The organism is Lysobacter sp. KACC 24251, assembly GCF_057747755.1.
Genome location: NZ_CM173222.1, coordinates 3,103,909 through 3,117,461 on the forward strand (window position 1 = coordinate 3,103,909; position 13,553 = coordinate 3,117,461).

The following is a 13,553-nucleotide window of genomic DNA, read 5'->3' on the forward strand; positions in this document are numbered from 1 at the left end:
GCTGCTCAGTTCTCGTACGCGGCTTCGCCGTGCGAGGTGATGTCCAGGCCTTCGCGTTCGGCTTCCTCCGGCACGCGCAGCCCAACCAGGGCCCCGACCAGTGCGAAGGCCAGCAACGAGACCATGCCCGACCACGCCACGGTGATACCCACGCCCAGGGCCTGCACGCCGACCTGGTGCGCGATGGAGTAATCGGCGGCGCCAGTGCCACCGAGCGACGGTGCAGTGAACACGCCGGTCAGCAGCGCGCCGACGATGCCACCCACACCGTGCACACCAAACACGTCCAGCGAGTCGTCGGCGCGCAGCAGGCGCTTCAGCCCGGTCACGCCCCACACGCCGGCCAGTCCTGCGACCGCGCCGATGGCGATCGCACCCAGCGGACCGACCGTGCCGCACGCCGGAGTGATGCCCACCAGGCCGGCGACCACGCCCGAGGCGCCGCCGAGCATCGACGGCTTGCCCTTGTGCACCGCCTCCACCAGCGTCCACGCCATGGCGGCGGCGGCGGTCGCCACCAACGTATTGATGAACGCCAATGCCGCTCCCGAGGTCGCTTCCAGGTTGGAGCCGGCGTTGAACCCGAACCAGCCCACCCACAGCAGCGACGCGCCGATCATCGTGAAGGTCACGTTGTGCGGCTTGATCGCGTCACGCCCGTAGCCGGTGCGCTTGCCGACCAGGTACGCGCCCACCAGGCCGGCGACGCCCGCGTTGATGTGCACGACCGTGCCGCCGGCGAAATCGATCGCGCCCCTGGCGAACAGGAAGCCGTCCGGCGCGTACCAGACCATGTGCGCGATCGGCAGGTACGCGAAGGTGAACCACAGCACCGAGAACAGCAGCACCGCGCGGAACTTGATGCGCTCGGCGAAGGCGCCGACGATCAGTGCGCCGGTGATGCCGGCAAAGGTGGCCTGGAACGCCACGAACACGTACTCGGGAATCGACACGCCCGCGGTGAACGTGGCCGCCAGCGAGTCCTTGGTGATGCCCAGCAGGAACACCCGGTCCAGCGTGCCGATGAACGCGTTGCCGCCGGCGAACGCCAGCGAGTAACCGTAGGCCACCCACAGCAGCACGATCAGCGAGAACACCGTCAGCACCTGCATCAGCACCGACAACACGTTCTTGCTGCGCACCAGGCCACCGTAGAACAGCGCCAGCCCGGGCACCACCATCATCAGCACCAACAACGTGGAGGTCAGCATCCACGCCACGTCACCCTTCTCCACCACCGGCGCGGCTGCGGCGATCAGTTCATTGCTCATCATCGTGTGTTCCCCCGGTTCACAGCGCGTCTTCGTCGATCTCACCCGTGCGGATGCGGATCGTGCGTTCAATGGAGGTGACGAAGATCTTGCCGTCACCGACCTTGCCGCTCTTCGCGGCGTTCTGCACCGCTTCCAGCGCCGCGTCGAGCATCGCGTCGGCGACCGCGCACTCCAGCTTGAGCTTGGGCAGGAAGTCGACGACGTATTCGGCGCCGCGGTACAGCTCGGTGTGGCCCTTCTGCCGGCCAAAACCCTTTACTTCGGTCACGGTGATGCCGGATACGCCCACCTCGGCCAGCGCTTCGCGGACCTCGTCGAGCTTGAACGGCCGGATGATCGCGGTGATGAGTTTCATCGTGTGCCCCCTTGGCAGCGGTAGATGTTGTGGCTTGCGTGGCCCATCGCTCAGAACGCCCTGCTCACGTTGAACGCCACGGCACTACCGGCGATCCGATTGCCGTAGGCGTTGGTGTAGAGGGATTCGTCGGCGTCGGTATCGGTGTAGGCCAGGCCCACCGAGAAGCCGTTGTCGAAGGCCTTGCTCACGCCCAGTTTCCAGTCGGCGTATTCGAAGGCCTCGCTGTTCTCGATCCACTGCTTGCCGCCGTGCGCGGACAGCGACCAGCCCGCACCCAGGGCGAGGCTCGCACTGACATCGAGGTAGCCGCTGCCGTCGGAATCGACGTAGCCGAACAGGTCGGTGACCGCATGGGAGTACCTGGCCCCGAGCGAGAGCGTGTCCGTGGCGGCCACGGTCAGGCCGGCGTAAACCTCACCGGTGTCGGGGCTGTTGAAGCCCGCCGGATAATCGCCGGGATACCAGTAGTACAGCGCACCCACGTCAAAGCTCACCCGCTCGCTGAATTTGCCGCGGTAACCGGCATAGGCGTCCAGCTCCAGGCTGTTGGAGACGGGGATGCCTGCCGCCGAATAGTCGGACAACCAGCTGACGTTGCTGCCCCAGGTGCCGGCATAGAACCCGCTGTCGGACGCAAACTCGACGCCCGCCTGCACGGCAGGATCACCGTTGGTCTGCGACACGCCGCGGAAGACGTAGTCGCTGGTCAGCGCTGCCGAACCGGATACGCCGGCGTGGGCGGGTGCCACCGTAACGGCAGCCAACGCTGCGAGGAACAGGATGGAAACACGCGTGGTGGAACGGGACTTCGTGTGGCGAGACTTCATCAACCAGGCTCCTCGAAAGGCCCTCCCTGGTTATGCACTCGGTGTGGCGTGTTGCTCTTTTTTCGGCACGAGTCGCCCCGCGCCGCGTCCGTGCGCGCCTGCTTGGGCAGGTCGCGCCGGGATTGCAGCTGTGTGTCGTGTTGCGGGTTGTCGCTACGGCGTGCGGCGTCCTGCCGCGCCGCGCCCCGCATGGAGGCGCGGCGGGTGTGGCGTCAGACGGTGTAGTACAGCTGGTATTCCAGCGGGTGCACCGCGGCGCGGAACTGGGTCACTTCCTTCATCTTCAGGCCGATGTAGGCGTCGATGAAGTCGTTGGTGAACACGCCACCGGCGGTGAGGAACTCGCGGTCCTTGTCCAGCGCGTCCAGCGCCTGGTCCAGCGAGTGGCACACGGTCGGGATGTTCTTCTCTTCTTCCGGCGGCAGGTCGTACAGGTCCTTGTCGCTCGGCGCACCCGGGTCGATCTGGTTACGGATGCCGTCCAGGCCGGCCATCATCAGCGCGGCGAAGGTCAGGTAGCCCGAGTTCACCGGATCCGGGAAACGGAACTCGATGCGGCGCGCCTTCGGGTTGGCCACGTACGGGATGCGGCACGATGCCGAGCGGTTGGAGGCCGAGTACGCCAGCATCACCGGCGCCTCGTAACCCGGCACCAGGCGCTTGTACGAGTTGGTGGCCGAGTTGGCGAAGGCGTTGATCGCACGCGCGTGCTTGAACACGCCGCCGATGTACCACAGCGCCATCTGCGACAGGCCGCCGTAGCCGTCGCCGTTGAACAGGTTGACGCCACCCTTGGCCAGCGACTGGTGCACGTGCATGCCGCTGCCGTTGTCGCCGACCAGCGGCTTGGGCATGAAGGTCGCGGTCTTGCCGTTGCGGAAGGCGACATTCTTGACAATGTACTTGAGCATCTGCAGCTCGTCGGCCTTGCGGGTCAGCGAGCTGAACTTGGTGCCGATCTCGCACTGGCCGGCGTTGGCCACTTCGTGGTGGTGCACCTCGACCTCGATGCCGACGGCTTCGAGCGTCTTGCACATCTCGGCGCGGATGTCGTGCAGCGTGTCCAGCGGGGCCACCGGGAAGTAGCCGCCCTTCACGCCCGGACGGTAGCCGGTGTTGCCGCCTTCGTACTCACGGCCCGAGTTCCATGCCGCCTCTTCCGAGTCCACGTGGAAGAAGGTGTGGCCCATGTCGTTGGCGTAGCGCACGCTGTCGAAGATGAAGAACTCCGGCTCCGGGCCGAAGAACGCCTGCTCGGCGATGCCGCTGGACTTGAGGAACGACTCGGCGCGCTTGGCGATGCCGCGCGGGTCACGCTCGTAGGCCTGCATGGTGGTCGGGTCCAGCACGTCGCAGGTCAGCACCAGCGTCGGGTCGGCGGTGAACGGGTCCAGGAAGGCGGTGCCGGCGTCGGGCAGCAGCACCATGTCCGACTGGTGGATGCCGCGCCAGCCGCCGATCGAGCTGCCGTCGAACATCTTGCCGTCCTCGAACAGGCTCGGCTCCACCACCGACTTCGGGAAGGTCACGTGGTGCCACACACCGCGCATGTCGGTGAAACGCAGGTCGATGAATTCAACCTTGTGGTCCTTGATGAGCTTTTCGACGTGTTCGAACGACATGGGGTGGCCTCGGCTGGGGATCGGATGTCAGTGCCGCATGGCGCGGCTTACTGGAGATCAAGCAAGTAGCGTGCCAACTTTTCCGGATTCGTAACTTATTGATTTTATGTGCCCGCCCAAGACCCGCACGCAGCTCCCTCACCACCGGGGTGCAAAAAGCGCGGACTCGCACCGTACTGGTGCACTGCTCCGATTACTGCCGGGCGACCGTCAGGCAGAAGTCTAGGATCGGACGATGACCCGGATGCGACCGCGTATCGGGCAAGGCGCGGCACCTCAGCCGCGCCGCCGGGCGGACGCGCGGGCCCAGTCGCCGGAAAGCGCTCTTGGTTCCGACCGGGCGTCGGGCACCGCTTGTGCAATGTCGCCGCAGTGGTGAATCCGCGACCGCCATCGCACCCGACCGCGCCGAGCCACGACGGGCGTCACGACCCCTGCGTGAAGGGCCCCACTACCCTGTCGCATCCTTGATCCGAGACCACCGAATGAAACGCCTGATCGCCTTCCTGCTCGTCGTGCCGCTGTCCGGCTGCGTGCTTTTGCCGGTGGAACTCGTCGGCCCGGCGGGCCCTGGGCTGGTCTGCCACAAGGGCAAGAAAACCCTGGAACTGCCGCGGGAGGCCATGGGTGCCCATCTCGGCCATGGCGACTACCGGGGGCCGTGCCGCTGAGGGCTGGCGAACGGCACTCAACCAGCCCAAACCACCACCTGCACCAGCGCCCGCCCGCCCAGTAGCAGCACCGCGAACAGCACCGCGGCCAGCAGTAGCGGCCGGGGTCCGGCCTGGCGCACGGCGCCCAAGTGCGTGCGCAGGCCCAGCGCCGCCATCGCCATGGCCAGCAGGGCGGTATCCAGTTCGACCAATGCGGCGACCAGCACCGGCGGCAACACCTGCAGCGAGTTCAACGCCGCCACCGCGATGAACGCCACCGCGAACCACGGCGGCGCGAACCGCCAGCGGCTGCCACCTGCCGCTTCGCCGGCCTGCAGCCGCAGCGACAGCAACATCAGGAACGGCGCCAGCAGCATCACCCGCAGCATCTTCTCGATCACCGCCACCGCCGCGGCCTGCTCGCTGATGGCGCGGCCGGCGACCACCACCTGCGCCACTTCGTGCACGGTGCCGCCGACGTACAGGCCGTAATGGTGCGCATCCAGCCCCAGCACCGGGTACAGCCACGGATAGGCGAACATCGCCACGGTACCGAACACCACCACCGTCGCCACCGCCACCGACACCTTGTGCGCCTGCGCGCGCACCACCGGTTCGGTGGCCAGCACCGCGGCGGCGCCGCAGATGGCGCTGCCGGCGCCGATCAGCATCGAGGTCTCGCGGTCCAGGCGGAACACGCGCGTGCCCAGCCACGTGCCCAGCGTGAACACCACCGCGACCACCACCACCGCCATGGCGATGCCCGGCCAACCGACCGAGGCGATGTCCTGGAAGGTGACGCGCAGGCCGTACAGCACGATGCCGAGTCGCAACAAGGTGCTGCGCGCGAAGTCGACGCCACTTGCGGTGTAAGGCGCCACGCGCGGAAACAGCGTGTTGCCCAGCGCGATGCCGAGCACGATGGCCAGGGTCAGTGCGCTCAGGCCCGCCCCCTGCAGCACGGGCACGCGCGACAGCGCCATCGCCAGCACCGCCACCGTTGCCGCCAGCAGCAGGCCGCGGACGAAGCCGGGGCGACGCCACGGTGGCAACACCAGCTCCGCTGCGGATGCCGAGACGGCGATGGCTGGCGCCGCGGGCGCGGTGGTTTCGGCAGGCGGGTTCAGCGGCGGCACAACGGAGGACATGGCGGCCCGGGACGGCGGAAGTGGCGGGCAGGCTAGGCCAATGCCCCTTATGAATCCAATGCATATACTTCCAACGAATATGAATTTGACTCATGCATGGCCACGCACCTGAACCTGCACCTGCTGCGGCTGTTCGCCGCGGTGGTCGAACACCGCGGCTTCTCGCGCGCGGCGGACGCGCTGTTCGTCACCCAGTCGGCGGTGTCGAAGGGCGTGCGCGAACTTGAGCGGCAGCTGGACCTGGCGCTGCTTGACCGCAGCAGCACCGACGGGGGCCGCCGCGGCGTGCGCGTGACCGACGCCGGCGAGGCGCTGTACCGCCATGCGCGCGCCTTGTTCGCCATGGAGAAGGCCGCGCTGGAGGACGTGCGCGACCGCGTCGGCCTGCACCGCGGCCGGTTGCGGATCGGCGCCAGCACCACGGTCGCCGGCTACTGGCTGCCGCCCGCGCTGGCGCGCTTCGCCGCCGCCCATCCCGACATCGCGCTGTCGCTGCAGGTCGACAACACCGCCGGCGTGGCCGAAGCCGTGGCCGCCGGCGGGCTGGATGTGGGTTTCGTGGAAGGCGCGGTCGACGACGCACGCCTGCGCGCACTGCGCTGGCGCGACGAGCCGCTGCAACTGATCACCGCGGACGACGACCCGCTCGCCGGGCGCAAGCGCCCCGCGGCCAGCACCCTGTCCGCGCGGACCTGGCTGCTGCGCGAGCCGGGGTCGGGCACCCGCCAGGTGGCCCAGGCCTGGCTGCAGGCCGAAGGCATCACCCCGCGGCGCACGCTGGAGATCGGCAGCAACGAGGCCATTGCCCGCGCGGTGGCCGAGGGTGCGGGCCTGGCCATCCTGCCGGCCGTCGTGGTCGCTGACCCGCTGGCCGCGGGCCGCCTGCGTGCGCTGCACGCGCCGGGCAAACGCGCGCTGGTGCGACCGCTGTTCCAGCTGGAACTGGCGCAACGCCCGCGACCGCCCGCGCTGGAGGCGTTTCTGGCGCTGCTGGACTGAGCGCGCGCGCGCATTCCAGCGCGGGCGCCGTTGCATCGCAGGGACGGCCATGACGCTATGCTTGCGCATCCGTTTTCGCACTCACCCGCATGACCGACCTGCTCGCCGCGCTGCTGCTCGGCATCATCGAAGGCATCACCGAATTCCTGCCGATTTCCAGCACCGGCCACCTGCTGATCGCCCAGCATTGGCTGGGCCAGCGCAGCGACCTGTTCAACATCGCCATCCAGGCCGGCGCGATCCTCGCGGTGGTGCTGATCTACTGGAAGCGGCTGTGGGGCATGCTCGTCGCCTTCCTCGGCCACGATGCGCCCGCGCCGTACGACCCGCTGGGCGTCACCGCCACGCCGGCGCAATCGCGCGACTATGCGTTCAAGCTGCTGGCCGCGTTCGCGGTCACCGCCGTGGGTGGCCTGCTGGTGAAGAAGCTGGGCTGGGAACTGCCCGACACCGTGCGGCCGATCGCATGGGCGCTGATCATCGGCGCGGTGTGGATGGTGCTGGCCGAGCACCTGGCCGCCAAGCGTGCCGAACGTGAGGGCGAGCGCGTGGCGATTGCGTGGACGACCGCGATCCTGGTCGGCCTGGCGCAGGTGGTGGCCGGCGTGTTCCCCGGCACGTCACGCTCGGCGGCGACCATCTTCGTCGCCCTGCTGGCCGGCACCACCAGCCGCGCCGCGGCGACGGAATTCGCCTTCGTGGTCGGCATTCCGACCATGTTCGCCGCCACCGGCTACGAGTTGTTGTCGATGCTGCGCGATGGCGGTATCGGCCAGGAGAACTGGACCGCGCTGGGCGTGGCGTTCGTCGCGTCGGCGGTGACCGCATTCGTCGCGGTGAAGTGGCTCCTGCGCTACATCCAGTCACACCGGTTCACCGCGTTCGCGGTGTATCGCGTGCTGCTGGGCGTGGCGCTGCTGGCGTTCATCCCGGAAGGGGGCTGAGCGCACGGCGCGGGTGCGCCACGCCCGCTGCTCAGTCCTTGACCGCGGGATTGAGCGAATACGTGCCGTAGATCGTGGCTTCGGCGAGCACGTGGCCATGCATGGCCGCCTGCACGTCGGCGGCGGTGAAGCGCTCCGGTAGCGGCAGCGTGGGCACGTCCAGGGCGAACACGCGGAAGAAGTAGCGGTGCAGGCGCAGGTCGTTGGGCGGCGGGAACGGGCCGTCATAACCGCGCCAGTCGCCAGCCATCGCCGCGTCGCCGGCGAACCAGCCGGTATAGTCGTTCAGTCCCTGACGGCTGCCCGCGGGGCCGGCGGGGGTGGCCTTGCCGTGCGGCACCACGCCGTCGCTGCAGGCGCCGGCGGCAATCTCGCGCACGTCGGCGGGGATGTCGGCCATCGCCCAGTGCACGAAGTCGCAGCGCGGTTGTTCGGTCGGGATCTGCACGTCGCTGCGGCCCACCATCTCCTTCACGGTGGGGACGTCCGGGTCGATGCACAGCAGCGCGAACGAGCGCGTGCCGGCCGGTACCTCATCCCAGGCCAGGTGCGGATTGCGGTTGGGCGCGAAGCCGAATCCCTCGGCGGTCGGCTGGCCGGCGGCAAATTCAGCCGGCAGCCGCTGGCGGTGTTCGAAGCTGTTGCTGCGGATGTGCATGCTCGCCTCCGGAAACGGTGGATTCGCGGTCAGTATCCGGGCGGCGTGCTGCGGGCCGAGGCCGCGGCACGCCGCCTGGGGTTCACTCGGCGTAACCCAGGCGCTTGGCCACCGGGGTCAGCAGCGCGAAGGCCTCGCCCAGCGGGCCGTTGTAGGCGCGCCAGTGGCCGGCACCAAAGTGCTCGGGCTGGACCACGCCCTGCGGCGGGATCGTCACTTGGGTTTCCAGCGCATTGGCCAGCGACTGGGCCAGCGCCTTGGGGTCGGTGCCCGCCTCGTCGAGCTTGACCAGGCGGTGCGGGAACAGGTCCTGTTCGTGCAGATAGGCGACCTGCGCCAGGACCTGTGCCAGCCAGCGCGCACCGGCTTCCGGCGAGTCCAGCCGGTACGGCACCGGCGAGCCGTAGGCCAGCCAGTCCAGCAGCATGTCGCGCGGGTCGCGCAGCGCGACCATCAGCACCGCTTCCGGGAGGTGTGGGCGCAATGCGGTGAGAAGGGCGTTGTCCCACCACAACAGCCAGTCGAAAACCGTGCCGTCCTCGATGCCGCGCGATGGCAGCAGCGCGCGCCACTCCGCCACCAGCGCCTCGGCGTCGGTCTCCGAATCGCTCGCCGACAGCTGGTCGATGGTCGGGTAACGCTGCAGGAAATCATTTGGCGGAGTGGCCCCGAGCCGATCCGCGCGCAACGGGGCCCCGCTGAACTGGAAGGTGCCGGCAATCCGCTCGACCCAACTGCCCGGGGCCCCCCACACCAGCAGCACGCCCTTGGCATCTTCCGGCAGCGGTGCCATTTCCGGCCAGTCGCTGCGCGCGGTGCTCACCGGTGGGTAAGGCAGCCGCTGCTCGGCTACTTCGGCATGGAGTTCCGCCCACGTCGCCACCGCGGCGTCGACCTGGCCCGCGGCGTCATACGCGCGGCCCAGCAACTGGCGCAGCGTGCGCTTCACCTGCGGGTCCGGGGCGCGGACGATGAGGCTGTCGATGCGCGCGATCGCCGCATCCGGATCGGTGCGCAGCAGGGCATCGACCACCCGCAGTTCGGCACCGGTGTGGCCCGGATCCAGCTCGGTGATGCGGCGGGCGATGGCATCGGCCTGCTCCACGGCGCCAGTGGCGTCCTCGATGGCCCACTGCGCCATCAGCGGCGGCAGGGTGTCAGGCATGGCCTGCTGCCAACGCGCGACCAGCGCGCGCGCTTCCTCGCCGGCAAACGGCTCGAACACCAGGCGGGCATGCCACAGCGCGGTTTCGCCCGGGTGCGCGGCCAGGGCGGCGTCCAGCACGCTGCGCGCCTCGTCGGCCTGCTCCTCGCGACGCCACACTTCCACGAGCGGGGCGATGTTGGCACGGTCGGTCGGCGCGGCGTCGAAGGCCCGGCGTAGCAGCTCGCGGGCGCGATCGGCGCGGCCACCGTCGTACTCCAGCATGCCGACGGTGCGCAGCAGTGCCGGCGACGGCTCGCCTTCCAGCAGCGGCGCCAGCAACTCGGCGGCATCGGCGTGACGGCCCTGCCGGCTGGCCAGGTTGGCGACCAGCATGCGCGTGGCGCGCGAATCGGGCCGGGTCTCCAGCAGCGACCGGAACGCCTGCTCGGCGAAGGCGAAGTGACCCTTGGCCATGTAGGCAAAGCCGAGCGCGTGGCGGACCTGCTGGTCCTCCGGCGCACGCGCGGACGCGCTGGCCAGGGTCGACAGCGCGCCATCGACGTCGCCGCGGCGCAGCGCGACCGTGCCCAGGATCGCGGCCACGTGGGGATGCTCGGGCGCGATGCGCGCGGCCACGCGGGCGACGCGCTCGGCCTCGTCGATGTCGCCGCGGGCGATGGCCAGCTGGCCCTGCAGGATGTACGCCGGGAACTGGTTCGGGTCCAGGCCGATGGTGCGCGCCAGCGCCGCCTGGGCCTCGTCGATCTGGCGCTCATCGAGCAGCAGTCCGGCGTGCACCAGGTGCAGGTCGGCGTCATCCGGGGCCAGTTCGATGGCGCGCTCGATGGCGGCCACGGCGGCGTCACGGTCACCGGTGGCGCGCAGCGCCGCGGCCAGCAGGCGCAGTGCGGCGACGTCCTGCGGGTTGGCGGTCACCGCGTCCTGGGCAGCAGCCACGGCGGCGGCGGCATCACCGCTGCGCAGGGCCTGGAGAATGGTTTCGTACATGGACAGCCTGGATCCGGGGCAAACCCGCATTGTAGCCGCAGCCGGGCGGCGCGCCGGTCAACCGGCGTCCGTGTCCCCGGCCGCCAGCTGCGAGGCGATCCAGCGCTCGGCAAAGCCTTCCAGCCGCCCGTCCTCGACGAAGCCGCAGTGGCCGCCCCACGGCGAGATCTCCAGCCGCGCGTGCGCCGGCAACTGCAGCCGGTGGAAGTCGGCCACCGGGATCACCGGGTCGTCGGCGGCCATCAGGATCCGGGTCGGCACCTGCAAGCCAGCCAGGCGGTCGCCGGCAATGCAGTAGCCATCGAAATAGCGGTCCAGGCTGCCGAACTCGGTCTGCCGCTCCACCAGCCAACCGGTCAACGCGCGCATGCTCTGGCGCAGCACCCGGTCGTCGAAATCGTGCAGGTGGGGGAACAGCGCACGCTTGCGCGCCAGCGAGGCCGTCCATTTGCGCTGGAAGTACCAGCGGTACAGCGGGAGACCCTGCTCCATCACGTCCATGGTCCGCGCCGGGTCCAGCACTGGGCATACCACCGCCACGCGCTGCAGCGGAATACCGGCGGCAGGTGCGCGCAGCGCCAGGCGCAGGGTGAAGTTGCCGCCCAGTGAGTACCCGGCCGCGACCATCGACCGTGCGGGGAAGCGCCGCGCCACCTCCGCCGCCGCGCGCACCACCTCGTCGATGCGGTTGGAGTGGAAGATGCCTTCGTTGAGGTGGTGGGTGCCGCCGTGGTCGCGGAAATTCAGCCGGAACACGTCGAAGCCGGCCGCCAGCATGCGCGCGGCGGTCAGGCGCATGTAGCTGGACTCGGCACTGCCTTCCCAGCCGTGCAGCAGCAGCGCCAGGCCGCGCGCAGGCCGCCCCGGCACCGCGCTGTGCAGGCCGAGCAGGCGCACGCCGTCGCCGGCATCGATGATGTGTTCGCGGGTCTGGGCGCCGGTGGCCCGCAGGCGGCGTTCACCCAGCGCCTGGCGCCATCGGTTGGAGCCGAGCAACGACTGCAGGTGGCAGCTGCGCGCCCACCAGGCCGGATGGAAGTCGGCGGCTGACAGCATGGCTCAGCCCGTCATCGCCTCGACGATGCGCTGCCGCGCCGTCTCGGCGATGCGGCGGCGGCCTTCGGCTTCGCCCGCGGCGATCGGCTCCAGGAAATGCACTTCCGCCGAACGCGGTGGCTCGCCCAGCAGCCGCAGGAAGTTGCCGAGGAAGCTCTCGCGCGGCGCGAAAGCGACGGTGCGCTGCGCGCTGCCGCCTTCCCCATAGATGAGGGCCACCGGTTGCACCGGGGCACCGGCTTCCACCGCGGCCAGGAAAATGCGCGCGTGGAAGGGACCGATCTCGGCGCCGCCGCGGGTCCCGCCTTCGGGAAAGACGCCCACCGCATGGCCGTCGCGCAGCCGCGCCAGCATCTCGTGCAGCACGCCACCGAGCGACTCGGCGTTGCCGCGGTGGTGGAAGATGGTCTCCGCGCGCGATGCCAGCCAGCCCACCAGCGGCCAGCGCTCGATCTCTCGCTTGGCGACGAAGCCCATCATCCGCTGGCTGTGCATGGTGACGATGTCGATCCAGCTGACGTGGTTGGCCACGAACATCACCCCCCCTGGCAGCGGCTCGCCGACACGACGCAAACGGAAGCCGAACACGCGCAGCAGGCCGGCCGACCACCAGCGCACCGTGAGGTGGTCGAGGCGTTCGCCACGCAGTTCGAGCGCACTGATGCCCGGCAGCATCGTCAGCAGGATCAGTGGCAGGTCGATGAGCAGGTGCCACAGCAGCAGCGGCACGCGGTAGGCATAGCGCAGGGCGCGCGCCAGCGGCGCGGAAGGCGCGGGCGCACCGGCGGGGGAGGTCGGCGCATTCATCGGGGAAACGATACCGAAGCGCCGCGGGCGCGACCAGCAGCACGGTCACATCCCACCGTGGCGCGTGCGGCGCCGGATCGCGCTCAACCGCGCGGCACCACGGCCAGCGTCAGTCGCGAGACGCAGACCGGGCGGCCCTGTTCGTCTTCGATGCGGATGTCCCACACCTGGGTGCTTCGCCCCACGTGCAGCGGCCGTGCAGTGCCGGTAACGACGCCGTCGCGCGCGGCGCGGAGGTGGTTGGCGTTGATCTCGATGCCGACGCAGATGCGGTCGTCGGGCACGCACAGGTTGCCGGCACTGCTGCCCAGCGTTTCCGCCAGCAGCACGGACGCCCCCCGTGCAGCAGCCCGTAGGGCTGGCGGGTGCGGGCATCCACCGGCATGGTGGCGGTGATGTGGTCGGGGCCAGCGTCGGTGAAGACGATGCCCAGGGTGTCGATGGAGGTGCCGCGGGACAGCGCGTTGAGCGTGTCGAGGTCGGGCTGGCGGCGGAACGGCGAGGGCGGGTGGTCGTGGGGGCGGTCCATGCCCCCACGATAGCGGACCCCAATCCCCTCAGGCGAGCGCGCCGTCAGGCGACGCGGAAGTGCGGCTGGTTCCAGGTCGAGACGTAACGGCCGTGGGAGGCGTAACCGCTGCTGTTGCCGTAGCCGACACCGAAGTCGCGGTCGCGGTGCAGGTGGCGGATCGGGGTGACGGTGGCAGAGGCAAGGGGGGCGGCCTCGATGCTGTCGGTGGCGCGGCGGTCGGCCGACATGCGGCGTTCTACCAGGCGGCGTTCGGCGTTGCGGCGGTTTTCGGCGCGGGCGGCGGCGGAGATGATGGCGTTCATGGCGGTGTCCTTTGGGCTGGGGTGTGCTCTGGTGTGTTGGTAAAGTACAACACCAAACCAATTCCGCCATGGGCCAGAAGTCACCCCACCGAAGACCTAGTCGAAGGCGGGGTCGCACACTGCGGAATCAAGGACTTGGATCGCCCCAAGGGGCGCTTGGTTGCCATGACTGATGACAGGGGGCCGGCGGCGTCCCGCACGGGCCCCGACCGTCCAGG

General features: G+C 69.7%; 13 protein-coding genes and 1 pseudogene. 3 read left to right on the forward strand and 11 right to left on the reverse strand.

Features of this window, described 5'->3' with window-relative positions; genetic code table 11:
• Positions 1-5: 5 nt before the first annotated feature.
• The 4 genes from AC3ARF_RS14360 to glnA all read right to left on the reverse strand — a co-directional run bounded on the left by AC3ARF_RS14360 (position 6) and on the right by glnA (position 4,081).
• Positions 6-1,274: an ammonium transporter gene (locus tag AC3ARF_RS14360; protein ID WP_498929031.1), complete on the reverse strand. Its 1,269-nt coding sequence runs from the start codon at positions 1,272-1,274 to the stop codon at positions 6-8.
• A 16-nt stretch (positions 1,275-1,290) separates the two neighbouring features.
• Positions 1,291-1,629, reverse strand: coding sequence for a P-II family nitrogen regulator (locus AC3ARF_RS14365; RefSeq protein ID WP_036137985.1), 339 nt, complete (start codon positions 1,627-1,629; stop codon positions 1,291-1,293).
• Positions 1,630-1,679: 50 nt separating this feature from the next.
• Complete coding sequence (locus AC3ARF_RS14370; RefSeq protein ID WP_498929033.1) at positions 1,680-2,459, reverse strand: TorF family putative porin; 780 nt, start codon at positions 2,457-2,459, stop codon at positions 1,680-1,682.
• Positions 2,460-2,671: 212 nt separating this feature from the next.
• Positions 2,672-4,081: a type I glutamate--ammonia ligase gene (gene glnA / locus AC3ARF_RS14375; protein WP_498929035.1), complete on the reverse strand. Its 1,410-nt coding sequence runs from the start codon at positions 4,079-4,081 to the stop codon at positions 2,672-2,674.
• Positions 4,082-4,566: 485 nt separating this feature from the next.
• Between glnA and AC3ARF_RS14380 the strand changes: the two genes are divergently transcribed.
• Complete coding sequence (locus AC3ARF_RS14380) at positions 4,567-4,752, forward strand: hypothetical protein (RefSeq protein ID WP_498929037.1); 186 nt, start codon at positions 4,567-4,569, stop codon at positions 4,750-4,752.
• A 17-nt stretch (positions 4,753-4,769) separates the two neighbouring features.
• On the opposite strand, the gene AC3ARF_RS14385 is transcribed toward AC3ARF_RS14380, so the two are convergent.
• On the reverse strand, positions 4,770-5,819 hold the full coding sequence (locus AC3ARF_RS14385) for a YeiH family protein (RefSeq protein WP_498931905.1): 1,050 nt from the start codon (positions 5,817-5,819) through the stop codon (positions 4,770-4,772).
• Between the two features lie 159 nt (positions 5,820-5,978).
• On the opposite strand from AC3ARF_RS14385, the gene AC3ARF_RS14390 reads away from it, so the two are divergent.
• Positions 5,979-6,881: a LysR family transcriptional regulator gene (locus AC3ARF_RS14390; RefSeq protein ID WP_498929039.1), complete on the forward strand. Its 903-nt coding sequence runs from the start codon at positions 5,979-5,981 to the stop codon at positions 6,879-6,881.
• An 89-nt stretch (positions 6,882-6,970) separates the two neighbouring features.
• Positions 6,971-7,825 carry an undecaprenyl-diphosphate phosphatase gene (locus tag AC3ARF_RS14395; RefSeq protein ID WP_498929041.1) on the forward strand — a complete coding sequence of 285 codons (855 nt, stop codon included), beginning with the start codon at positions 6,971-6,973 and terminating at the stop codon, positions 7,823-7,825.
• Between the two features lie 31 nt (positions 7,826-7,856).
• Here AC3ARF_RS14395 and AC3ARF_RS14400 read toward each other — a convergent pair whose 3' ends face one another.
• The 6 genes and pseudogenes from AC3ARF_RS14400 to AC3ARF_RS14425 all read right to left on the reverse strand — a co-directional run bounded on the left by AC3ARF_RS14400 (position 7,857) and on the right by AC3ARF_RS14425 (position 13,335).
• Positions 7,857-8,483: a YbhB/YbcL family Raf kinase inhibitor-like protein gene (locus AC3ARF_RS14400; RefSeq protein ID WP_498929043.1), complete on the reverse strand. Its 627-nt coding sequence runs from the start codon at positions 8,481-8,483 to the stop codon at positions 7,857-7,859.
• A gap of 82 nt (positions 8,484-8,565) precedes the next feature.
• On the reverse strand, positions 8,566-10,638 hold the full coding sequence (locus AC3ARF_RS14405; RefSeq protein WP_498929045.1) for a tetratricopeptide repeat protein: 2,073 nt from the start codon (positions 10,636-10,638) through the stop codon (positions 8,566-8,568).
• Positions 10,639-10,695: 57 nt separating this feature from the next.
• Entirely contained in the window at positions 10,696-11,691 is a 996-nt protein-coding gene (locus AC3ARF_RS14410; protein WP_498931907.1) for a YheT family hydrolase, read from the reverse strand.
• Positions 11,692-11,697: 6 nt separating this feature from the next.
• Positions 11,698-12,501, reverse strand: a complete 804-nt coding sequence (locus AC3ARF_RS14415) for a lysophospholipid acyltransferase family protein (RefSeq protein ID WP_498929047.1) — start codon at positions 12,499-12,501, stop codon at positions 11,698-11,700.
• 83 nt (positions 12,502-12,584) lie between these two features.
• Positions 12,585-13,030, reverse strand: a pseudogene (locus AC3ARF_RS14420) (hotdog fold thioesterase).
• Between the two features lie 44 nt (positions 13,031-13,074).
• Positions 13,075-13,335 (reverse strand): hypothetical protein, encoded by a 261-nt coding sequence (locus AC3ARF_RS14425; protein ID WP_498929049.1) that lies wholly within the window; start codon positions 13,333-13,335, stop codon positions 13,075-13,077.
• Between the last annotated feature and the right edge of the window lie 218 nt (positions 13,336-13,553).